The 22,190-nt window shown below is 71.1% G+C and carries 19 protein-coding genes; 10 read left to right on the top strand and 9 right to left on the bottom strand.

Annotated features, from left to right (window positions below):
* Positions 1–132: 132 nt before the first annotated feature.
* On the bottom strand, positions 133–1,425 hold the full coding sequence (locus tag EDF47_RS16515) for an acyltransferase (protein WP_165918799.1): 1,293 nt from the start codon (positions 1,423–1,425) through the stop codon (positions 133–135).
* 107 nt (positions 1,426–1,532) lie between these two features.
* On the opposite strand from EDF47_RS16515, the gene EDF47_RS16510 reads away from it, so the two are divergent.
* Both EDF47_RS16510 and EDF47_RS16505 read left to right on the top strand, forming a co-directional pair.
* A complete protein-coding gene (locus EDF47_RS16510; RefSeq protein ID WP_131881409.1) occupies positions 1,533–3,404 on the top strand; it encodes a hypothetical protein in 1,872 nt (623 codons plus the stop codon).
* 72 nt (positions 3,405–3,476) lie between these two features.
* Positions 3,477–4,508, top strand: coding sequence for a lysylphosphatidylglycerol synthase domain-containing protein (locus tag EDF47_RS16505; protein ID WP_165901173.1), 1,032 nt, complete (start codon positions 3,477–3,479; stop codon positions 4,506–4,508).
* Positions 4,509–4,688: 180 nt separating this feature from the next.
* Here the strand turns inward: EDF47_RS16505 and EDF47_RS16500 are convergent, their stop codons facing one another.
* Together EDF47_RS16500 and EDF47_RS16495 are read right to left on the bottom strand one after the other, a co-directional pair.
* Positions 4,689–6,242, bottom strand: coding sequence for a DUF2142 domain-containing protein (locus EDF47_RS16500; RefSeq protein ID WP_133938392.1), 1,554 nt, complete (start codon positions 6,240–6,242; stop codon positions 4,689–4,691).
* Positions 6,239–6,724, bottom strand: a complete 486-nt coding sequence (locus EDF47_RS16495) for a GtrA family protein (protein ID WP_133938391.1) — start codon at positions 6,722–6,724, stop codon at positions 6,239–6,241. Before EDF47_RS16495 ends, EDF47_RS16500 begins: the two co-directional genes overlap by 4 nt.
* A gap of 113 nt (positions 6,725–6,837) precedes the next feature.
* Here EDF47_RS16495 and EDF47_RS16490 point away from each other — a divergent pair, with 113 nt between their 5' ends.
* From EDF47_RS16490 to EDF47_RS16465, 6 genes are all read left to right on the top strand, one after another.
* Positions 6,838–7,974 (top strand): 5-(carboxyamino)imidazole ribonucleotide synthase, encoded by a 1,137-nt coding sequence (locus EDF47_RS16490; RefSeq protein WP_133938389.1) that lies wholly within the window; start codon positions 6,838–6,840, stop codon positions 7,972–7,974.
* A gap of 123 nt (positions 7,975–8,097) precedes the next feature.
* Complete coding sequence (locus EDF47_RS16485; protein WP_166673253.1) at positions 8,098–9,768, top strand: glycoside hydrolase family 6 protein; 1,671 nt, start codon at positions 8,098–8,100, stop codon at positions 9,766–9,768.
* Positions 9,769–10,121: 353 nt separating this feature from the next.
* Complete coding sequence (locus tag EDF47_RS16480) at positions 10,122–11,219, top strand: hypothetical protein (RefSeq protein ID WP_133938385.1); 1,098 nt, start codon at positions 10,122–10,124, stop codon at positions 11,217–11,219.
* 9 nt (positions 11,220–11,228) lie between these two features.
* Positions 11,229–11,741 (top strand): 5-(carboxyamino)imidazole ribonucleotide mutase, encoded by a 513-nt coding sequence (gene purE / locus EDF47_RS16475; RefSeq protein WP_111086008.1) that lies wholly within the window; start codon positions 11,229–11,231, stop codon positions 11,739–11,741.
* A 241-nt stretch (positions 11,742–11,982) separates the two neighbouring features.
* Complete coding sequence (locus EDF47_RS16470) at positions 11,983–12,270, top strand: hypothetical protein (RefSeq protein ID WP_123292214.1); 288 nt, start codon at positions 11,983–11,985, stop codon at positions 12,268–12,270.
* A gap of 250 nt (positions 12,271–12,520) precedes the next feature.
* Entirely contained in the window at positions 12,521–13,276 is a 756-nt protein-coding gene (locus tag EDF47_RS16465) for a glycoside hydrolase family 16 protein (protein WP_133938383.1), read from the top strand.
* A gap of 38 nt (positions 13,277–13,314) precedes the next feature.
* On the opposite strand, the gene EDF47_RS16460 is transcribed toward EDF47_RS16465, so the two are convergent.
* The 6 genes from EDF47_RS16460 to EDF47_RS16435 form a co-directional block, all read right to left on the bottom strand.
* Entirely contained in the window at positions 13,315–14,457 is a 1,143-nt protein-coding gene (locus tag EDF47_RS16460; RefSeq protein WP_123292216.1) for a glycosyltransferase family 1 protein, read from the bottom strand.
* A 179-nt stretch (positions 14,458–14,636) separates the two neighbouring features.
* A complete protein-coding gene (gene rfbD, locus EDF47_RS16455) occupies positions 14,637–15,488 on the bottom strand; it encodes a dTDP-4-dehydrorhamnose reductase (RefSeq protein WP_133938381.1) in 852 nt (283 codons plus the stop codon).
* Complete coding sequence (gene rfbB / locus EDF47_RS16450) at positions 15,485–16,471, bottom strand: dTDP-glucose 4,6-dehydratase (RefSeq protein WP_133938379.1); 987 nt, start codon at positions 16,469–16,471, stop codon at positions 15,485–15,487. The genes rfbD and rfbB overlap by 4 nt, the downstream gene beginning before the upstream one ends.
* Positions 16,468–18,105, bottom strand: a complete 1,638-nt coding sequence (locus EDF47_RS16445; RefSeq protein ID WP_133938377.1) for a glycosyltransferase family 39 protein — start codon at positions 18,103–18,105, stop codon at positions 16,468–16,470. Before EDF47_RS16445 ends, rfbB begins: the two co-directional genes overlap by 4 nt.
* Entirely contained in the window at positions 18,102–19,661 is a 1,560-nt protein-coding gene (locus EDF47_RS16440; protein ID WP_133938375.1) for a glycosyltransferase family 39 protein, read from the bottom strand. Before EDF47_RS16440 ends, EDF47_RS16445 begins: the two co-directional genes overlap by 4 nt.
* Entirely contained in the window at positions 19,651–20,592 is a 942-nt protein-coding gene (locus EDF47_RS16435) for a glycosyltransferase family 2 protein (RefSeq protein WP_111086000.1), read from the bottom strand. The genes EDF47_RS16440 and EDF47_RS16435 overlap by 11 nt, the downstream gene beginning before the upstream one ends.
* Positions 20,593–20,690: 98 nt before the next feature.
* Here EDF47_RS16435 and rfbC point away from each other — a divergent pair, with 98 nt between their 5' ends.
* Together rfbC and rfbA are read left to right on the top strand one after the other, a co-directional pair.
* Complete coding sequence (gene rfbC, locus EDF47_RS16430) at positions 20,691–21,299, top strand: dTDP-4-dehydrorhamnose 3,5-epimerase (protein WP_111085999.1); 609 nt, start codon at positions 20,691–20,693, stop codon at positions 21,297–21,299.
* 21 nt (positions 21,300–21,320) lie between these two features.
* Entirely contained in the window at positions 21,321–22,184 is an 864-nt protein-coding gene (gene rfbA, locus EDF47_RS16425) for a glucose-1-phosphate thymidylyltransferase RfbA (RefSeq protein ID WP_111085998.1), read from the top strand.
* Positions 22,185–22,190 lie beyond the last annotated feature (6 nt).

The following is a 22,190-nucleotide window of genomic DNA, read 5'->3' as shown; positions in this document are numbered from 1 at the left end:
TGCCGTGGGCCCCTGATCACCCACGCCGCGGTCCGAGCGATGCTACCTGGCGAGCGACCGTGCTGTCCGCCACGCGCAGGACGTGAGCGCAGGACGTCGGCGCAGGACGTGCTGCGGCACACCGCGGGTGCGTCAGCGCGCGGTGCGGCTGCTCGCGTCGGTGGCGGCGTCGTCGCTCTCGACCTCGGGCAGGCGGCCGCGGTGCGAGACCTCGGCCGTGGCGTGCTTCTGCCGGCGGTTCATGAAGTTGCGCTCGACGAGCCACCAGAAGCCGATGCAGATGCCGATCACGACCGGGATCACGACGAACACCATCATCAGGAACTGGTACTTCGGGTACAGGCCGAGGGGCAGGAGCAGCAGGTTGCCGAGGCCCAGCAGCGGGCTGTGGAACAGGTAGATCGAGTACGACACCAGACCGGCGAGCACGAACGGCTTCCACGCGAAGAAGCGCGCGAGCCAGGTGTGGTTGCCGGTGACCGCCTGGCGTCCCATCCAGGTGAGCAGGATGCCCGCGAGGATGCCGGTGACGACCTCGGACGGCCAGGTCTGGTGCTGCCAGTAGTCGCGGTTGCGGAAGAACACGAGCAGGGTCCCGAGGGCCATGGCACCGACGAACGCGCCGCTCGCCCACCGCGGGCCGCCGAGCTTCGAGCGCTCGCGGACCACGCCGGACAGGTGCTCGTCGCGCGCCTTCACGGTCAGTTCGGCGGCGAGCATCCCCACTGCGAACAGGCCGACGAACCACGGGTGCATGAACGAGTAACGGCTCTCGGCGCCCATCCACATGCCGATGAGGACCAGGCTCGACGCCGTCGCCCACCCGCCGAAGACCCGCCACAGCGGCAGGATCAGCAGCGGCATCAGGAAGTAGATCTGCCACTCGACCGCGACCGTCCACATCGGGCCGTTGATCTTGCCGATGTACTGCGGGAAGAAGTCGTGCACCAGGAAGAAGTGCGTCAGGAACGTGCCCCAGCCCATCGGCAGCTTCGTGTCCCATTGCGTGCCGCCGGGCTGACCGAGCACGGGGACGAACAGGATCAGCAGGGCGAACAGCACGAGCGACGCCCAGTACGGCGGGATGATGCGGCGGGCGCGACGCCAGACGAACTTCCAGAACCCGCCGGGCAGACGGTAGCGGTCGAACCGTGTCAGCACCGGCAGCATGAGCACGTAGCCGGACAGCACGATGAAGAGCGGGACGCCGAGGTAGCCCCAGCCGATGATCGGGCGCAGCCAGGGCAGCTCGGTCGGGCCGGTGCCGGTCGTCCCGGTGAAGAGGTACGCGTGGTAGAAGACCACCGCGAGTGCAGCCAGCCCCCGGAGTCCGTCCAGGTAGGGGAACTCGAGTCGGCCGCCGGCGCGTGGCGCGGGGGCAGCGGAGTCGGCTGCGGGTACTGCGGCGCGGGTTTCGGTGGCCAATGATCGTCCTCGTGGTGGTCGGAGCGGGGTCGCAGGCAGTCTCCCACACGCCGACCCGGCGCCGCGATCAGGCACCCTGTGCCTGGTGTTTCGGTTCGGATGTCATGATGAAGCACGTGACCTCGACGAGCGCAGCCGCAACGCAGATCACCCACGAGCCCGTCCACCGGCGTTCGGGGGCGGTTCCGAGGCGGTACAAGCACGTCGTCGCGCCGGTCATCCTGGCGGTGCTCGTCGTCGTCGGCGTCGCGCTCAGCGCCGCCGTGGCGTACCACAACCGCCTCGGCGTGACGAACGTCGACGGTATCTCCTACATGGGCATCGCGCGCGAGTACGCGAACGGCTGGCTGCCCGACGCGATCAACGCCTACTGGTCGCCGATGGTGTCCTGGATGATGGCGCCGTTCATCGCTGCCGGCCTCGGCATGCAGACGGCCTTCGCGGTCGTGAACTGCTTCGCGGTCGCCGTCGTGCTCGGCGTCGGTGGCTGGCTGGTGTGGTCGCAGAACCACCGCATCGTGCCGGCCGTCCTCTTCATGGTCACCGCGATCCCGGCGCTGATGAGCGCGGTCTCGGTGCAGACCCCCGACCTGCTCGTCGTCGCGTGGGTCGTCGGCTACCTGTGGGCACTCCGGTGGGCCGACCAGGCGTTGCACGGGTCGACGCGGGCCCGGTTGGTCTCCGGCGGGGTGCTCGGCGCGGTCGCGGCCATCGGGTACTTCGTGAAGCTCTTCCTGCTGCCGGTGGCGGTCGGCGCGGTGGTCCTGTGGCTGCTGCTCCGGGTCTGGTCCGCACGACGCCGTCGTGAGCCGGTGCTGCACTGGTGGACGTCGCCCGTGGCCACGATCGTGGTCTTCGCCGTCGTCATCGCACCGTGGGTCGGTGCCCTGACCATGAAGTACGGGTCGCCGACCCTGGGCTCGTCGCTCTCGGTGAACATCGGCTCGAAGTTCGACGACGGCGGGCGTGCGACCGACTGGCCGTTCCTGCCCGTGCCGCCGAACTCGCACGCGTTCTCCCCGAACGAGGACTTCACCCCGTCGGTCTACAAGCAGGGCCCGATGGAGAACCCGGACCCGTCCGTGGTGCCGCCGACGACCGAGTCGACCACCGAGGACACCGCGCCGAAGGTCACGAAGGACTCCGGCATCGCGGCCCGCGCCGGCTACTACCTGCACGAGCGCATGCTCGCGCTGCCGTACTACCTGCAGAAGATCAGCACGTTCGCCCCCTTCGCGGCACCGATCGCCCTGCTCTTCGCCGCCGCCCTGGTGATCGGCGTGGTCCGGTTCCGCCGGTACGCGTTCACCTGCATCGTCGCGGCGACGACCCTCGTCTACTTCGTCGGCTACGGCATGATCACGTCGTCGTCGAGCGGTGGCGGGAACGCGCGCTACTACTGGCCGCTGTTCTACCTGACGGCGATGATCGGCGCGCTCATGCTGCCAGCCGTCTGGCGGTTGGTCCGACGACGCGGCGTGGTCCGGACGATCGTGGCGTGCGTCGCGATCGCCGTCGTCCCCGTGGCGTCGTTCACGCAGAACTGGATCGGGTCGCCGGCACCCTTCTACCCGTCGGTGAACCGCACCGAGGCGCTTCGTGTCACCGGACCGACCGACGTCCCCGAGATCGTGCGGCTCGCCGACCAGATCCGGGCGAGCGGGGCCCTGCCCGAGGACGCCACCGTCATCGGCTCGAACTACCGGTCGCTGTCCTCGTTGGCGTTCCTGACCGACACGCGTGTGTACGGTCGCTCAGGTCAGGGCTACACGTACCACTCGGACGCGATGCGCAAGCTGTTCATCGACGAGGGCGTGCAGTACTTCGTGCAGTTCGACCCCGCCAACGCGCCGGCACGCGACTACTCGATGGCCGGGAAGCTCGTCGGCACGTACAACGCGACGATCTCGTGCAGCGCCGACCGGTCCACGGATCCCGAGATCCCCTGCCGCGTCCAGATCGTGAAGTTCGCGAAGTAGCCGCCGCTCCAGGGAGCGCGCCACACCAGCGTCTACGATGACCTGGTCCCGAAGCCCGGCAGGAGACCACGTTTGTCAGGAACCACCAGCGACACCCCCGCGCCCGAGGGGAAGCGTCCGCCGACCTGGCGACGGTTCCTCGGCAAGGCGATCCCCATCGTCTTCTACGTCCTGCTCGCGGTCTTCCTCGTGCTGTACGTGCGGAGCGTCGACTGGGGGCAGCTCGCCGGGCTGGACTGGCAGTGGGGCTGGGTGATCCTGGCGACCGTGATCAGCCTGGGCTTCCGGTACTGGGGCGTCGGCATCTGGTTCTACCTGCTGCGGCGGCTCGGGGCGACCGGCCTGAAGGGCAGCGGCGTCACGCTGACCTACGTGTACGCGAAGTCCTGGATGGGCCGCTACATCCCGGGGGCCGCGACCTGGATCATCGGCAAGGTCTACTTCGCCTCGAAGCACGGCGTCTCGAAGGCCCGGCTCGGCGTCAGCGGCCTGCTCGAGGGCGCGCTGCAGATCGCCGCCACCCTCGCCCTGGCGCTCGTCCTGCTGCTCATCGACCCCCGCACGCACGCGCTCAGCCCGTGGCTCATCGCCCTGATGATCGCGGCGTTCGTCGCCTGCGTCGTGTGCCTGATCCCGCGGGTCTTCGTGTTCCTGATCGGCATCGCGCTGAAGATCCTGCGTCGCAAGCCGCTCGAGGCCGACGTCCGCCCGAACCTCGGCACCGTCCTCGGCGGCGCCGGTCTGTACGTCGCCGGTGCGATCCTGTCGGGCACGGCGTACTACTTCATCACCCTCGGGGTGTACCCGTCGCTCAAGCTCAGCGACGCGGCGTTCGTCATCGGTGCTGCGAGCATGGCCTCGGCGATCAGCATGCTGGCCGTGTTCGCCCCCGGCGGCCTCGGCGTCCGCGAGGGCGTGCAGGCCCTGCTCCTCACCCTCGTCATGCCGCCGGGGATCGCCCTGGTCGTGGTCGTCGTCACCCGCGTGTGGAGCCTGGCGGTCGACGGCCTGTTCCTGCTCTGCGCCGCAGCACCGACCTGGTTCCGCCGTGGTCGTCCGACCGACGACCCGTCGGCCGTCGAGGGCAGCGCCCCCGCCGCCTGACGCGCACTTCGTGAGCAGGAATGGTCGGGTCCGCGGTGTGCGACCCGACCATTCCTGCTCACCATCCGGGGGCACGCGACGCGCGTGACGGCCGAGCCTGGAGGGACGTGCCAGCTGGCACCGGGCCTCCCGTCCGTCTGGTGGGGCGTCCACCCCGTCAGCCGCACGCCCGACGTGTGGTCAGGACGCGGGGGCGGCCACCCGACGGTCGGCACGGGCGACCTGGACGACCGACGCGACCAGGCCGACGGCCACCAGCGCGACCACGGCCACGAGCACTGCGGGCGGCACCGGCCCGATCTCCGTGTAGCGGAGCAGCCCGCGCCCCGTCACCGGGAACAGGGCGGCGTTCCAGAACCACGCCGACGCCACCGCGAAGCCGTACACGCCCACGGCGGGCAGCAGGACGGCCAGCGCCACCGCGACCCACGAGCGTGCGCGCCCGGCGGGCACCAGGCGACGCCAGGCCAGGGCGCTCAGCACGATCAGGCAGACGATCGCGGGGAAGTAGTAGCGCCCCTGGGTCGCGGCGACCTCGGTGGTGGTGAGGTACGAGTGCGCGCTCGTCCGGTTCTGGATGCCGATGAGCAGCGCCGGGAACACCGCCAGACACAGGGCCACCCGTAGGTCGGGTCCGCGCCGGAACGCCCAGCCGACGAGCACGACGAGCGCGATGACCGTCAGGACGGCCGTGAGCAGGTCGCCCATGCTGACCTGTGCGCGACCGCCGAAGCTGCCCCAGAACGTGCGCGCGAGCGTGCCCCAGCTGACGTCGAGGAAGTGCCCGAGCGTCGGGTGCTCGCCGGGCGGGAAGTCCTTGGGCGGACGCATCGCCGTGTAGCCGTTCGGCTGGATCCGGCCGTAGGCGAACCAGTTGTGCACCCACCACCACGCCCCGATGCCACCGGTCACGGCCATCGTCACCACGGTGCGGACCACCCGTTGCCGCAGCGACAGCACCCCGGCGCCGGCGAAGAGCACGACCACCGCCACGAACGGCACGGCGGGCAGTCCGGTGCCCTTGATCCAGACCAGGGCGCCGAGCACCACCGCGAGCGCGATGGTGGTGCGCCACCGGGTGTCACCGGTGAGCAGCCGGGTGGCGAGCCACACGACGATCCCGGCGACGAGCAGGACGGGGGCGTCGTTCGAGAACGAGGAACCGATGGACGCGAGCTCGGGCGTCGCGAACACGGCGAGCCCACCGACGAGCGCGGCCCGCGGCGACCGGGTCACCCGGCGGACGGACGCCCACGCCAGCAGCGGCAGTGCGGTGACGGCGAGGACGTCGGCGAGCCGCAACGCGGTGAACGCCCGGTCCCACCGCAGGTCACCGAAGTCCACGGCACGGAGCACGGCGGCACCGGCGAGGTAGGCGGTCGGCGGGTGCTGGGTCATCTGGTTGACGGTCGACGACGGCCCGGGGGCGTTCTGCAGCAGCTCGCTGACGGTCGACCACTCGCTGGACGGCTTCGTCGCCTGCTCGACCTTCGCGGCCTGCACCGCGTTGGTGACGTACAGGTCGCCCGGGGCGGCCCAGGCGTCACCGAGCGCGACGTGCACGGCGGCGTCGATGTGCGCCGTCTCGTCCGGGGCCTCGAAGACCGGGACGATCAGCGCCCAGGCTACGAGCCACAGGCCGAAGGTCGCCGTGACGACGGCGATCGCCACACGCTCCCAGCGGGCGGTGCGGGGTGGTGCGGTGGTGCTGGTGGTGGTCTCGTGGGCCGTCACCCGGTCGAGTCTAGGGCGCGCCCCTCGGGTGAGACGTCCGCGGCCGCGGGCTCGGAGCCGGTCCGCTCGGGGTGGTACACCCACACCTTGTAGAGCCAGAAGCGGAACACCGTGCCGAGCACCAGGCCGACGATGTTCGCGACGTTGTCGGCGAAGACCGAGGTCAGTCCCATCACGTAGTGGGACACCCCGAGGCACGCGAGCGCGATGACCATGCCGCCGAGCGAGACGACGACGAACTCGATGCCCTCGCGGGTGGCGACGGCACGGCGCTGCTCGCGGAACGTCCAGTACCGGTTGCCCATCCAGTTGACGAAGATGGCGATGACGGTGGAGATCACCTTCGCCCAGAACGGCCCGGAGTGCACCTCGTCGGGGTTCAGGACGGTGATGCGCAGCACGTTGAACACCGTGGTGTCCACGACGAAGCCGACGGCACCGACCACGCCGAAGCGTGCCAGTTGGGCAATGAGGCGCCGCACGTGCCCTCCAGGATCCGTAGAGTTGTCGCGGGCCGTGCACAACGCGACCCGAACAGCGATTGTAGACAACGCGTTCACCCTCGATGGTGCGAACGCCGGAAGGATCACACAGCATGGCGTTGCGCGTCGGGGTCATCGGTGGGGGACAGCTGGCACGGATGATGGTGCCGGCGGCCGTCGAGCTGGGGATCGACATCCGGGTCCTCGCCGAGGGGCCGGGCATGTCGGCCGCCATCGCCGCCACGGCCGAGGGCGACTACCACGACGCCGCGACGGTGCTGGCGTTCGCCCGCAACGTCGACGTGGTGACGTTCGACCACGAGCACGTGCCCCAGGACGTCCTGCGCGCCCTGGTCGACGCCGGCGTGGCCGTCCGCCCCGGACCCGGTCCGCTGGCCGTCGCCCAGGACAAGATCACGATGCGCACGAAGCTCTCCGAGCTCGGCCTGCCGGTGCCGGACTGGGCCGCGGTGCACGACCCCGACGAGCTCCGGGCCTTCCTCGACGAGCACGGCGGCCGCGCGGTCGTGAAGACGCCCCGCGGTGGCTACGACGGCAAGGGCGTCCGGGTCGTGTCCGACCCGTCGGACGTCGACGACTGGTTCATCGCCGTCGCCGAGGCCGGCGGCGGGCAGGCCCTGCTCGCCGAGGAGCTCGTCCCGTTCACCCGCGAACTCGCGCAGTCCGTGGCCCGCCGCCCCTCCGGCCAGGTCGTCGCGTGGCCGCTGGTCGAGACCGTGCAGCGCGACGGGGTCTGCGCCGAGGTCATCGCCCCCGCGCCCGACAGCGCCGGACGCATCGCCGACGTGACGGAATCGATCGCGGTCCGGATCGCCGAGGAGCTCGGGGTCACCGGGGTCCTGGCCGTCGAACTGTTCCAGACCGCCGACGAGCGCATCCTCATCAACGAACTCGCGATGCGACCGCACAACACCGGTCACTGGACGATCGACGGTGCGACGACGAGCCAGTTCGAGCAGCACCTGCGTGCCGTCCTCGACCTGCCGCTCGGTGCCACCGGGTCGTTCGCCCCGGCCACCGTGATGATCAACGTGCTCGGCGGACCGGCCGACGGCGACCTCGCCGCCCGGTACCCGGCCGCGCTCGAGGCGTTCCCCGAGGCGAAGTACCACTTCTACGGCAAGGCCCCCCGGCCGGGCCGGAAGATCGGGCACGTCACCGTGATCGGTGAGGACGTCGACGACGTCGTCTACCGGGCACGCGCGGCCGCGGCGCACTTCGACGACTGACGATCGGGTGTCGGCACTGTTGCCGACACCCGCTCGGGTGCCACCCGCACTGGCGGCTGGCCGCCACTGCGGGCGCATGGTGCCATGGACGGGTCAGGGGTCCGATCGTCCAGGGGAGTGTCCATGCGCCGCCGTCCGCGCCGTGTCGTCGTCTGCAGCGCCGCCGTCGCACTCACCGCCCTCGTCGGCGGGCTGCTGCCCGTCGCGTTCGGGTCGAGCGCCACCGCCGCGACGTCCGCGACGACCATCCGCTCCGCATCGGCTGCGTCGCTGTACGGTGCCGGTCCGTACCGGTCGCCCACGAGCGAGGCAGCGAAGGCGGCCACCGCGCTCGCCGCCTCGGACCCCGCTGGTGCCGCTGCGGCGTCGACCATCGCCCGGTACCCCGTCGCGACGTGGCTCGGCGAGTGGACGCAGGGGACCCAGCTGACCAAGACGATCAGCACGGCGGTCTCGGGGGCCGAGCAGTCCGGCACCACCCCGGTGTTCGTGCTGTACGCGATCCCGGACCGGGACTGCGGCGGGTACTCCGCCGGCGGGTTCTCCGAGGCCTCCTACGACGCCTGGGTCGACCAGGTCACCGCGGCACTCGCCGGACACCGCGCCGCCGTGATCGTCGAGCCGGACTCCCTCGCGATGCTCAGCAACGCGAAGTGCAGCACCACGCTCGACGACCAGCGCTACCGGATCCTGTCCCGCACCGTCGCCGGGCTGACCGCCGCCGGGGTGCCGGCCTACCTCGACGCCGGCAACTCGAACTGGGTGCCGCCCGCGACGATGGCCGCACGGCTGAACAGCGCCGGCGTGCAGCAGGCCCGCGGGTTCTTCACGAACGTCGCGAACTACTACCCGACCGCGCAGGAGCAGGCATACGCGCAGAAGGTCTCCAGTGCGACCGGGGGATCGCACTACGTGATCGACACCTCGCGGAACGGGCAGGGCTGGCGGGGAACCTGGTGCAACGGACCCGGCGCCGGACTCGGCACTTCGCCCCGGGTCGCCACCGACGGCACCGCGCTCGACGCCCTGCTGTGGGTGAAGACCCCCGGCGCGAGCGACGGCACCTGCAACGGTGCGCCCGCCGCGGGCAAGTGGTGGTCCTCCTACGCCCAGGCCCTCGTCGCGAACGCCCGGCTCGGGGCCCCCGCGGCCGACCTCGCGCCGCAAGGTTCGCTCGAGGTCGTCGCCGGCACCGGTGGCGGCGTCCGGGTCCGGGGATGGGCCTTCGACGAGGACGACCCCACGCAGCCCGTCCGGGTCCGTGCCACCGTCGACGGCGCCGCCGCGGGAGCCGTGACCGCCGGACTCCGCCGCACCGACGTCGACGCCGCCGCGGGCGTCGGGGCGACCCACGGCTTCGAGGCCGTCGTCCCCGCTGCCGCCGGCGCTCGCCGGGTCTGCGTGACCGCGGTGAACATCGGCGCCGGGGCGGACACCACGCTCGGGTGCGCCACCGTCCGCGCCTTCCGGCACGACCCCTACGTCGCGCTCGAGTCGGTGACGGGAAAACCGGGCGGCATCAGCGTCCGTGGCTGGGCCTTCGACGGTGACACCGTGTCCTCCGCCAGCACGGTCGCGATCACGGTCGACGGCAGACGGGTGACGTCGTTGTCGGCGGGACGCGTGCGCGCCGACGTCGACCGGACGTGGGGCTCGGGCACGAAGCACGGCTTCGCCGGCACCGTCGCGCTCAAGGCCGGCAAGCGGACCGTCTGCGCGGTCGCGCGGAACACCGGCACCGGGAAGGACCGGAAGTCGAGCCCCTGCCGGACGGTGACGGTGGCGCGGCGCTGACCGCTCGGGCCCGTTCCGCTGGCAACCCCGCACCGTGCGAGGTGCGAGGTCCCGGTGCTGCCGTCGCACGGTGCGGCACTGCTCAGTCGGTACGAGGTTGATCGCTGGGTGCGGTCATGCAGGCTCGCACGGAGCGGTCAGCGACGACAGGAGTGGCGAACGTGCCACGGTGCTCGCCTGTTCTCCTCCCTGCGCACGGTGCGGCACTGCTCACTCGGTGCGAGGTTGATCGCTGGGTGCGGTCATGCAGGCTCGCACGGATCGGTCAGCGGGCTCCCCGGCGACGAACTCCGCACGGTGCGCGTCCGATCACTGCGTACGAGCCCGGTCGTCCGGTGCGAGAGGATGGGCACATGCCGCGTGATCTCGTCCGCCGGGCCGCTCGTCGACTCCGCCGGGTCGTCGCCGGGACGCCCCCCGTGCCCGTTCCGCTGCCGGTCCTCGGCTACGTCGTCGCGGGCGGTGACGGCGCCCACCCCGCATCCGCCCACGTGCGCGTCGTCCGGCGCACCGAGCACCTGGCGGCCAGCGGCACGGCCGAGGTCCGCCAGGTCGACCCCGTCGCGTTCGTCGACGGGACCGACACGACGTCGTACGCCGCCGTCCTGGTGCAGCGCGACATCCTGCCGCGCGACGCCGTGCAGCCCTTCCTCGCGGCGGCTGCGGCCCGCGGCGTCCGCGTCGTCGGCGAGGTCGACGACGACTTCTTCACCGAGTCCGGCCGCCAGCGCCTCGCCCGCGCCGAGTACGACCCGGACCGCCTCGCCTCGATCGACGCACTGGTCCGCGGTGCCGACACGGTCGTCGTGAGCACACCGGAGCTGGCCGAGGTCGTGCGCCCGGTCGCCCGCGACGTCACGGTCGTGCCGAACGCCCTCGACCCGGGGCTGTGGACCGCTGGCGTGACCGAGGACGACGACGATCGTCCCGGAGCAGAGCACCGGGTGCTGTACATGGGCACGCTCACCCACGCCGCCGACCTCGAACTCCTGCGCGACGTCTTCACCGACCTGACGACCACCGACGGCACGCCGATCCGGCTCGAGGTCATCGGTGTGACCGACGAGGGCGGCGCCGACTGGTTCCGCCGCATCGAGGTGCCGGACGGCCACTACCCGGCGTTCTCCCGCTGGCTCGTGGCGCACCGGGAGCGCTGGCGTGCCGGTGTCGCGCCCCTTCGTGACGAGGAGTTCAACCGCGCGAAGAGCGACCTGAAGTTCCTCGAGTACACCGCACTCGGACTGCCGGCAGTGGTCTCGGACCGGCCCTCCTACGCCGTGGCGCGGGCCCACGGGGCCGTCGCGGTGCCGGACGACGTCGGGGCCTGGCGTGGTGCGGTGCGCGCCGCTGTCGAGCGCGGGACGGCCGACGAACGGGCGGTCCGGTGGGTCACGGGGGAGCGCACGATCGGCCGTGACGACGACGCCTGGCGCCGCGTGCTGCTCGGCTAGGCTCGTCGCGTGACCGACACCGACGCACCCGTCCAGCCGCTCGTCTCGATCATCATGGGGTCGGACTCCGACTGGCCGACGATGCGCGCTGCGGCCGACATCCTGGCCGAGCTCGGCATCCCGTTCGAGGCGGACGTCGTGTCGGCGCACCGCACGCCCGACAAGATGACCCGGTTCGCCCGCGGCGCCGCCGAGCGTGGCATCCGCGTCGTGATCGCCGGTGCCGGTGGCGCCGCGCACCTGCCGGGCATGGTGGCCTCGATGACGACGCTGCCCGTCATCGGTGTCCCGGTGCAGCTCGCACGCCTCGACGGCCTCGACTCGCTGCTGTCGATCGTGCAGATGCCGGCCGGCATCCCGGTGGCGACGATGGCGATCAACGGTGCCGCGAACGCCGGACTCCTCGCCGCGCGGATCATCGGCACCTCGGAGCCCGCGGTCGCGGCTCGCCTGACCGAGTACGCCGACGGCCTCGAGCGACTGGTCGAGGAGAAGGCCGCGCGCCTGCGCGACTCCCTCTAGGTTCCGCGCGCCTGCGCGACTCCCTCTAGCGTTCCGCGCGCCTGCGCGACTCCCTCGAGCGTTCCGCGCGGGTGGCCCCGGGACCGTCGAACGGGTTCCCGCCGTTCAGGACGCCGTACGCGATCGCGTTCGTCCGGTCGGCGCAGGCACGGTCGAGCGTCCGCGTCGCTGTCCGGACGACCTCGCCGGTGATCGGTCGGCCGCATTCCTCGCATCGGGTCATGCGCGCTACGGTACCGCCATGCCCGCTCGTCTCCGTCGCCACACCGCCGCCCTCGTCCTGGTCGGTGTCGCGGTCGTCGCAGCCGTGGTGTGCGCCGTCGCCGCACGCGGTGCGGGCCCGATGAACCCGGTGTCCTGGTGGATCCGAGGCACGGACGAGCACGTCGTCGCGACGAAGTCGCAGTTCGACTCGTGGCTCCTGGCGTCGCACGTGGCCGAGGTCGCAGCGGTGGTCGCGGTCGTCGCCGTCCTCGCCGCGGTCGTCACCGCCGTCGTGTCGTCACGCCGCCGTCGCACGCGGGTCTGAACACCACCGCCTGCCGGAGCCCACGAGTCGCCGGCAGCCCCAGAACGGGGGACGCAACACGGCGCTGATCAGCACTTCTTCGACGTAGACGGAACGTTCTGCAACCCCCGCGTACTGGGGATGCGCCGGTTCTGTCAACCCCGCGCGCGGGCTGCATTTCGCAACTACGGTGAACGGCGGGTGGTCGAGATCCGGCCGCCCGGCACCCACGGGAACGGGTGCGAACCGTCACGTCAGGGAGTGACAGCTCATGCAGAAACGTGCAACCAAGCGGGCCGCACTCACCGTCGTGCTCCTCAGTGCCGCACTCGTCGCAGGACCGCTCGGCACGGGAACCGCAGCGTCCGCAAGCTCGGCACCGATCGGCAACGTCGGGAACTTCAAGCAGACCTTCCGCGAGAACTTCAGCACGGCGGCGGCGGCCAAGGGGAAGTTCGCCACGACCTACGCGAAGTCGTGGCAGCCCTACCCGGACGGCACCGGGGGCATGTACTACTCGGGCGCCCAGATCAGCTCGCACAACGGGTACATGGACGTCAAGCTGGACGGCAAGCACGGCGCTGCCGGCACCTTCGGCACCCCGTCGGGTGCATGGGGGCACAAGGGGGGCAAGTTCATCGTCCGCGCCAAGGCGACCGGCGGCAACGGGAACGGCGCCGCGTTCATGCTCTGGCCCTCGTCCGACAAGTGGTCGGACGGCGAGATCGACTACCCCGAGGCGAACTTCGAGCAGCAGCCGATGCTGCACCACCACTCGATGACCCCCGGCCAGGAGGTCAACGCGACGAGCCTGAGCACCGGCGTCTCGTGGCGCTCGTGGCACACGTACTCGATCGAGTGGATCCCGGGGAAGTCGGTGCGCTACCGCCTCGACGGCAAGGTGATCAAGACGATCACGAAGCACGTCCCGAAGACCGCGCACCGGTACATGTTCCAGGTGGGCAACTGGGGCGCCACCGGTCACCTGTACATCGACTGGGTCAGCACGTACACGTACAAGAAGTGACGTACACCTCCGAGGAGTGACGTGACGCCCGCGCCGGCTCAGAGGTCGGCGTGCAGCTGCCAGGTCTCGGCGGCGGAGTCGCTCCAGTCGTACATGCGGGCACGATCCGGCCCGGCGACGGCGAGCTGCCCGGCGAGCAACGGGTCGTTGACGACCTGGTAGACCGCCTGCGCGATCCGCTCCGGGTAGGAGTCCCGCGGGTTCCGGGCGACGGTCACCCCGGCGTCGGACGCGACCTCGGCCACCGCGGGGTCGTCGGAGTGGATGACCGGGGTGCCGAAGCTCATCGCCTCGATCACGGGCAGGCCGAAGCCCTCGGCGAAGCTCGGGAACACGAACACCGTCGCCCGGTCGTAGACCACGGCGAGGTCGGCGTCGTCGATCCGCCCGAGCACCTTCACCCGGTCGCGGGCGAGCCCGGCGCGCTCGGCGGTGCCGTACACGTCGACGTCGCCCCAGCCGTCCGGGCCGGAGATCACGAGCGGGATGTCGGCGGGGGCGTCGGGGTGCGCGAGCGCCTCGATCAGGGACCCGAGCGCCTTGCGTGGTTCGAGCGTGCCGACTGCCAGCACGTAGCGGTCCGGCAGGCCGAGACGCTCGGCGCGCAGGTCGGCGTCGACGGGCAGCCGCAGCCGACCGCTCGGAGCTCCGCCGATGACGCGCAGTCGGTCGTCGAACCGGTGGATCTCGTTCAGTGCGCTCGCGACCGCGTGGGTGGGGACGACGACGGCGTCGGCGTGCTTCCACGCGCGCTTCACCATCGCCTTGTGGAAGTGGACGCCGCGGGGCGTCAGGGTCTCGGGGTTCGTCCACGGCACGGTGTCGTGCACGGTGACGACGGTCTGCCGGCCCGGGTCCTGGAACCGGTCGTGCTTGACCAGGGGAGCGAGGACGCTCGGCGCGTGCACCATGCCCTTCGCGATGCCACCGACGAAGCCGCCCTGCCACGCGAGCGAGAGTTCACGACGGGCCAGCGGCAGACGCTGCAGGTCGGACAGACCGGGCAGCAGGGTGCGCAGATGAGCCATCTCGTCGGAGCTGACCGCGGACACGACCCCGGCGACGTCGCAGCCGCTCGGCGCGTTCGCGACGAGGTGCCGGGCGAGCTCCTCGGCGTACCGCCCGATGCCACCCGGAACGGGTGCGACGACCTGGTCGACGAGGACGTGGAGGGTGGTCATGGTGCTGCTCTCCTCGTCGTGGTGATGGGGCCGAGGACCGGCCCGGCGCCCGGCTGCCCGACCCTACCAGGGCCGGTGGGCCGCCCCCTGGAAGCCGCGGCAGGAGACCTGGACGGGAGGCCCGGATCACGTTCGCGACGCGGCGGACGTGATCCGGGCCTCCCGGTCGACTGCCGTGCCTACTTCGTCAACGCTCCTGCGGCCACCGCGGCGCGCAGCGCCTCGCGCCAGTCGCGCATCGGCGCGAGGCCGGCGCGCGACCAGCCGTCGTGGCCGAGCACGCTGTACGCCGGGCGCGGCGCCGGCCGGACGAACGCGGCGCTGTCGGTCGGCAGGACGCGCTCGGGGTCGAGTCCGAGCTCGGTGTAGATGGCGCGGGTGAAGTCGAACCACGACCCCTGCCCGGCGTTGGTGCCGTGGTAGACGCCCGCGGGGGCGTCGCCGTCGACGAGCTCGACGATCCGCGCGGCGAGGTCGCCGGTCCACGTCGGCTGACCGACCTGGTCGGTGACGACGCTCACGGTGTCGTGCGAGCCGGCCAGCCGGAGCATCGTCGCGGCGAAGTTCGGTCCGTGCGCGCCGTAGATCCAGGCGGTGCGGACGACGTACGACGTGTCCGGGGCGATCTCGCGCACGAACGCCTCGCCCGCGGCCTTGGTGCGGCCGTAGGCGTTGATCGGGTCGGTCGGGGCGTCCTCGGCGTACGGGGCGGTGCCGTTGCCGTCGAAGACGTAGTCCGTCGACACGGTGACGAGCTTCGCGCCGTGGCGGACCGCGGCCTCGGCCAGGAGCTTCGGGCCGGTCGCGTTGACGGCGAAGGCGTCGTCCTCGTGGCCTTCTGCGTCGTCGACCTTCGTGTACGCGGCGGAGTTGATCACGACGTCGTGTCCGGCGACGGCGGCGTCCACCGCGGCCGGGTCGGTGATGTCGAGCTCGGCGCGCGAGAGTGCCGTGACGTCGCGGCCGGCGAGCGCGGCCCGGAGGTCACGGCCGAGCATGCCGGCGGCGCCGGTGATGAGGTACCTGGTCATGCGATCGCTGCGCGCTCCTTGAGCGGCTCCCACCACGAACGGTTGTCGCGGTACCACTGCACGACGTCGGCCAGGCCCTGCTCGAAGGGGACCTGCGGCTCGTAGCCGAGCTCGGCCTGGATCTTCGAGATGTCGACCGAGTAGCGCAGGTCGTGCCCGAGGCGGTCGGCGACGCGGTCGACGTACGACCAGTCCTTGCCGGTGGCGTCGAGGAGCAGCTGCGTGAGCTCCTTGTTGGTGAGCTCGGTGCCGCCACCGATGTTGTAGATCTCGCCGGCGCGGCCACGGGTCAGGACCATCGCGATGCCGCGGGTGTGGTCGTCGACGTGCAGCCAGTCGCGGATGTTGTTGCCCTCGCCGTACAGCGGGACGTGCACGTCGTCGATGAGGTTCGTGACGAAGAGCGGGATGACCTTCTCGGGGAAGTGGTACGGCCCGTAGTTGTTCGAGCAGCGCGTGATCGAGAGGTTCAGCCCGTGGGTGCGGTGGTAGCTGCGGGCGAGCAGGTCGCTGCCGGCCTTCGACGCCGAGTACGGGGAGTTCGGCTCGAGCGGGCGCTCCTCGTCCCACGAGCCCTCGCTGATGGAGCCGTAGACCTCGTCGGTGGAGACGTGCACGAAGCGCTCGGTGCCGTGGCGGAGCGCAGCGTCGAGCAGGCGCTGGGTGCCGACGACGTTCGTCTCGACGAAGATGCCGGAGTCGCGGACCGAGCGGTCGACGTGGGACTCGGCGGCGAAGTGCACGATCGCGTCGACCGTCGGGACGACCTCGTCGAGCTTCGCGGCGTCGCGGATGTCGCCGTGCACGAAGGTGTAGCGGGGGGAGTCGGCGACCGGTGCGAGGTTCGATTCGTTGCCGGAGTAGGTCAGCGCGTCGTAGACGACGACCTCGGCGCCCTCGAGGCCGGGGTACGCGTCCTCCAGGGTGCGGCGGACGAAGTTCGAGCCGATGAAGCCGGCCCCTCCGGTGACGAGGATCTTCACGAGTTCTCTTTCCTGACGGTCGGTTCGTGGGTCGGCGGCGATTCTAGCGGGAGCCCGGTGACGGGGGTGGTCGTGGTGCTCGGCACGGCGGCCGTGGTGCTCGGCACTGCGGCCGCGCGCCAGACGAACACGGCGGATGCGACGGCGGCGGCGAGGAACAGCGCGCCGGCCAGCGCGATCGGGAGCGGCCCGGCGAGCGAGCCACCGGCCATCGCCGACAGGCCGCCGGGGGTGACCCGGAACTGGACGTTCTCCCACGCGCCGCGGTACGCGATGCCGATGCCGTACAGGGCGATGGCGAACGAGCCGACGGCGGCGATCCGGGCGAGCCGACGGCGCAGTTCCGGACGGACGACCAGGGCACGCCACGCCACGGCCTGCGACAGCACGAGGGCGACGACGGCCACGAACATGAACCGGCCCTGCAGCCCGTTGCCCTGGTGGGTGCCGAGGTAGTTCCGCCAGTCGTAGGCAAGGGTCGCGACGACGACGAGCACCGGCCAGACCAGGGCGATGGTCATCACCCGGCGTCCGGCGCCACGACGCGCGCACGACCAGCCGAGGGCGACGAGACCGACGATCGCCAGGGCGTCGACGACCATGGGCGGCAGTGGCCACTGGTTCGCGCCGAAGCCCCCGAAGAACGAGGCGGTCAGGCCGTCCCACTGCCGACCGGCGAACGCGCCGGGGTTCGCGCCGCCCGACGGGTACGGCTGCACCGTGGTGACGCCGCGCAGGGCGTCCGGCAGCAGGGTCCCGCTGACGAGCAGCGTGCGGACCCACCACCAGCCGGACACCGCGGCGGCGGCGACGACGACCACGCCGGCGTGCAGGGCCGCGCGGCGCCACGGACGTGCGGTGCGCTGGTCGCGGTCGCGGTCGCGGTCGCGCTCGTCGCGCTCGTCGCGCTCGTCGCGGGCCAGCGCGAACACGAGCACGACGAACGGCACTGCCAGCAGGCCGAGTGCGCTGATCGCTGCAAGGCCGGTCACCGCCACGGCCAACCCGGCCGTGGTCCACCACGACCGGTCACCGGTGAGCACGCGCACGCTCAGCCACACGAGCACGGCGCCGAGCAGGATCATCGGCGCCCACGACGTCACGCCGGCGGCCACCTGCGCGAGCTGCGGCACCGCGAAGAGCAGCAGCGGTGCGACCAGGGCGGTCCGCGGCGACCGCGTCACCCGGCGGACGGTCGCCCACACGAGCACGGGCAGCGCGGTCACGAGCACGACGTCGAACAGGCGCAGGACGAGCACCGAGGTGGCCCAGTCGTGCGCCCCGAAGCGGATCAGGCGCAGGATGCCCGCGGCGACGAGCCAGTACGTCGGCGGGTTCTGTGACATCGGGTCGATCGCGGGGGAGTCGCCGGGGACCGCTGCCAGGAGCGCGTCGACCGTGGGGCGGTCGACGGCGGGCACCGGGTGCTCCACGATCTGCCGGATCGCAGCGAGGTAGTGCATCTCGCCGCCGTGCGGCCACCCGAGGCCGAGCGCCAGCCGGAACGCGGCGTCGACGTGCGCGGGCTCGTCTGGGGCGCCGAACGCGGGGGTGAGCAGGGCGAAGCCGAGCAGCAAGCCCAGCCATGCGGTCGTGATCGTGCCGAGCACGACCCACTCGCGGCGGGCGGTCACACCGTCACCGCCGTCCGGCGCACGAAACGCACCAGCAGGACCGCCGTGGCGATCAGCGCGACCGCCGCCACGGTGGCCAGCGTGAAGTTCCCGCCGGCGGCGAGCATGCCGTACTGGTCGAACTTGACGATCGAGAACTCGTCGATCCAGAACGCGGCGTCGCGGCCGAACGCCCGGAGCGCGTAGACGACGCCGTAGAGGGCGATGGCCGTCGCTGCGACGGACATGCCGACGGCCAGTCGTGTGGCGCCGGCCGCGGTGACGGTCACGCGCCGCCAGGCCAGGGCGCTCAGGGCGATCAGGGCGATGAGGGTGGGGTAGTAGTAGCGCCCCTGGGTGCCGGCGACGATCGTGTTCCGCACGTAGCCGCCCCACCCGCTCTGCATGTGCAGGGCGATCAGGATGACGGGGTACGACGCCAGGACGATCGCGGGCCGCAGCGACGGGCCGCGGCGGAACGCCCAGATGACGATGCCGGCGATCGACACGATGGTCAGGCCGTCGATCAGGAACTGGGCGAACTGGAACTGCGTCAGGCCGCCGACGCTGCCCCAGAACGTGCGGGTCACGCCGTTCCAGTAGTCGCGCAGGAAGACCTCCGGACTGGCGGCGGTGTCGTCCGGGAACGGCATCGACGGACGGGCGTAGGCCATGCCGTCGGGCTGGATCGCGTGGTACACGAGGATGTTCCGCAGCCACCACCACCCACCGACGACACCGGCGATCCCCAGCGTCCAGGTGGTGCGCAGCACGTTCCGCCAGACGGTCGCGCGGGTGCAGCCCGCCGCCATCACCGCGATCCCGACGAAGGGGACCGCGGGCAGGGCGGTTCCCTTCGTCAGCAGCATCGCGCCGAGCAGCAGGCCGATCCACACCGTGGTCCGCACCCGCTGGTCGCCCGTCAGCAGCCGGACGACGAAGTACACCAGCGCACCCGCGAGGGGCAGCATCAGGGCGTCGTTCGTCACCGAGGTACCGATCGACGCGACCTCGGGGACGGCCAGGATCGCCGCCCCGCCGACCACGGCAGCCCGGGGCGAGCCGGTCAGTCGACGCACCGTGGCCCACGCCAGGAACGGCAGGGGCAGCACGAGCAGGGCGTCGAACAGCCGCAGGGCCATCACGGCGTGGTCCCACCGTAGGTCCTCGAAGTGCACCAGGTGGAGCACCCCGGCGGCCAGCGCGTAGTACGTGGGCGGGTGCTGCGACATCTGGTCGATGCTCGTCGGGTGCACGCCGGGGAACTCCCGCAGCAGCTGGCCCCACGTCGCGTTGTCCGACGCCGGCTGTCGCAGGTTGCTGATCTGCGTGTCGTGCGTGGCGTTGAGGTAGTGCATCGCGCCCGGCTCCGGCCAGGCGTCACCGATCGCCAGGTGCAGGACGGCGTCGACGTGCGTCGGCTCGTCCGGCGCCTTGTAGGTGGTCGTCACGATCGCCCAGACCGCCAGGACGGCGGCGAACGCGACCGTCAGGGCGATGACGACGACGCGCTCAGCACGGCCGACCCGTGGGCGGGCGACGGTGCCCGACACGGCCGGGGCCGTGTCAGTCGCCATACCGCTGCAGTTTCTGCAGGTCGAGCTGCTCCTCGGCCAGCGTGCGGTTGAGGCGGGTGAGGTCGGCGACGACGCCGATCACGATGGAGAGCAGCGCCGTGATGAGCAGCACCACACCGAGGATGATCGACTGCAGGTGGTTGCCGGGGGTCTGCATCGCGAGCAGCACCAGGTAGCGGACGAGCGGCCAGAGCCCGAGCCCGCCCAGGATCACGCTGACCCAGGCGAAGAGCGCCATCGGCCGGTACATCAGGTAGACCCGGGCGATCGCCGAGCCGGACTCGAACATGTGCTGGAAGATGTTGCTGAACAGCCGGGACTCGCGGGTCTTCGGGTTCGTCGTGATCGGCACGGACGCGATCGCCAGGCGCTTGTAGCCGGCCTGCACGATGGTCTCCATGCAGTAGCTGAAGCGCGTGACGATGTTCAAGCGGATCAGCGAGTACTTCGAGTAGGCGCGGAACCCGCTCGCGGCGTCGGGCAGGTCGAGCCCGGCGGCGCGGCTGGCGACCCACGACCCGAAGCGCTGCATGAGCTTCTTGAAGCCGGAGAAGTGCTCGATCGTGCGGGTCTGCCGGTCGCCGATGACGATCTCGGCTTCCTTGCGCAGGATCGGCTGGACGAGTTCGGCGATCTGCGCCTGCGGGTACTGGTTGTCGCCGTCGGTGTTGACGACGATGTCGGCACCGTGCAGCAGGGCGTAGTCGACGCCGTCGCGGAACGACCGGGCGAGCCCCATGTTGGTCGTGTGGTGCACGAAGTGCTTGACGCCGTGCTCCTTGGCGACCTCGACGGTGCGGTCGGTGCTGCCGTCGTTGATGACCAGGATCTCGATCTCGTCGATGCCGTCGATCTCACGCGGGATCGAGTCGATGACGCTGGCGAGGGTGTTCTCCTCGTTGAGGCAGGGGATCTGGACGAATAGCTTCACGGGCTCGCTTGGTCTCGTTTCGGGAGTCGCAGCGCGCGGGGCGCGGGGCACAGAACCAGGACAGCCTATGCGATGCGCCACCTTGCTAGGCTTCCCCGGTGCAGATCCGCGAACTGAAGATCCCCGGCGCGTGGGAGTTCACGCCCGTCCAGCACGGCGACGCACGAGGAGCATTCCTCGAGGCGTACCGGGCCGACGTCCTCGAGGAGACGGTCGGTCACCCGCTGGACCTCCGCCAGGTGAACATGTCGATCTCGTCGGCCGGCGTCGCGCGGGGCATCCACTACGCCCTCGTCGCCCCGAGCCAGGCCAAGTACGTCACCGCCGTCCGAGGCGCCTTCATCGACTACATCGTCGACATCCGCGTCGGTTCGCCGACGTTCGGGCAGTGGGACTCGGTCCGCATCGACGACGTCGACCGCAAGGCCGTGTACCTGTCCGAGGGCCTCGGTCACGCGATCGTCGCGCTCGAGGACCACTCCACCGTGAACTACCTGGTCAGCGCACACTACGACCCCCAGCGCGAGAAGGGGATCACGATCCTCGACCCGACCGTCGGACTCGAACTGCCGGACGGCATCGGTGAGCCGGTGCTCTCCGAGAAGGACACGAGCGCCCCGACGCTCGAAGCGGCCGCCGCCGCCGGTCTGCTGCCGACGTACGAGGAGTGCGTGGCCTACACCGAGTCCCTCCGCACGACGAAGTAACGAAGTAAGGAAGCGATCCCGATGAAGGGCATCATCCTCGCCGGTGGATCCGGCACGCGCCTCTGGCCGATCACCAAGGGCATCAGCAAGCAGCTCATGCCGATCTACGACAAGCCGATGGTCTACTACCCCCTGTCGACCCTGATGATGGCCGGCATCCGCGAAGTGCTCGTCATCACGACGCCGGAGTACAACGAGCAGTTCAAGGCCCTGCTCGGCGACGGCTCCGCCTTCGGCATGGAGATCCAGTACGCCGTGCAGCCGTCCCCGGACGGGCTCGCGCAGGCCTTCGTCATCGGCGAGGACTTCATCGGCGACGACAGCGTCGCACTCGTCCTCGGCGACAACATCTTCCACGGCACCGGCCTCGGGACGAACCTGCGGAAGAACACCGAGGTCGACGGTGCGACGATCTTCGCGTACCACGTGGCCGACCCGAAGGCCTACGGCGTCGTGGAGTTCGACGACGACTTCACGGCCGTCTCCATCGAGGAGAAGCCGGCCGAGCCGAAGTCGAACTACGCCGTCCCCGGCCTGTACTTCTACGACAACAAGGTCATCGAGATCGCGAAGACGATCGAGCCGAGCGCCCGTGGCGAGCTCGAGATCTCGACGGTCAACGAGCGCTACCTCGAGGCCGGTGAACTCGGCGTCCAGGTCCTCGACCGTGGCACCGCGTGGCTCGACACCGGCACGTTCGAGTCGATGATGCAGGCGTCCGAGTACGTCAAGGTCATCGAGGACCGTCAGGGCTTCAAGATCGGGTGCATCGAGGAGATCGCCTGGCGCAACGGCTGGATCGACGACGCGCAGCTCGCCGAGCTCGCCGCACCGCTCGTCAAGGGCGGCTACGGCGTCTACCTCCAGCGGCTCCTCGGCGCCTAGCACCGC

The organism is Curtobacterium sp. PhB190, from assembly GCF_004365385.1.
In the GTDB taxonomy this organism is placed as follows: Bacteria; Actinomycetota; Actinomycetes; order Actinomycetales; family Microbacteriaceae; genus Curtobacterium.
The sequence above is the reverse complement of the archived record's forward strand: the minus strand, read 5'-3'. Positions and strand labels throughout refer to the sequence as shown.

Bases quoted from the DNA above. Each gene is read 5' to 3' on its own strand.
- EDF47_RS16510 (WP_131881409.1), top strand. From the start codon at position 1,533: ATGAAGCACGTGACCTCGACGAGCGCAGCCGCAACGCAGATCACCCAC.
- EDF47_RS16490 (WP_133938389.1), top strand. From the start codon at position 6,838: ATGGCGTTGCGCGTCGGGGTCATCGGTGGGGGACAGCTGGCACGGATG.
- EDF47_RS16485 (WP_166673253.1), top strand. From the start codon at position 8,098: ATGCGCCGCCGTCCGCGCCGTGTCGTCGTCTGCAGCGCCGCCGTCGCA.
- EDF47_RS16480 (WP_133938385.1), top strand. From the start codon at position 10,122: ATGCCGCGTGATCTCGTCCGCCGGGCCGCTCGTCGACTCCGCCGGGTC.
- EDF47_RS16470 (WP_123292214.1), top strand. From the start codon at position 11,983: ATGCCCGCTCGTCTCCGTCGCCACACCGCCGCCCTCGTCCTGGTCGGT.
- EDF47_RS16465 (WP_133938383.1), top strand. From the start codon at position 12,521: ATGCAGAAACGTGCAACCAAGCGGGCCGCACTCACCGTCGTGCTCCTC.
- EDF47_RS16460 (WP_123292216.1), bottom strand. From the start codon at position 14,457: ATGACCACCCTCCACGTCCTCGTCGACCAGGTCGTCGCACCCGTTCCG.
- rfbD (WP_133938381.1), bottom strand. From the start codon at position 15,488: ATGACCAGGTACCTCATCACCGGCGCCGCCGGCATGCTCGGCCGTGAC.
- EDF47_RS16440 (WP_133938375.1), bottom strand. From the start codon at position 19,661: ATGGCGACTGACACGGCCCCGGCCGTGTCGGGCACCGTCGCCCGCCCA.
- rfbA (WP_111085998.1), top strand. From the start codon at position 21,321: ATGAAGGGCATCATCCTCGCCGGTGGATCCGGCACGCGCCTCTGGCCG.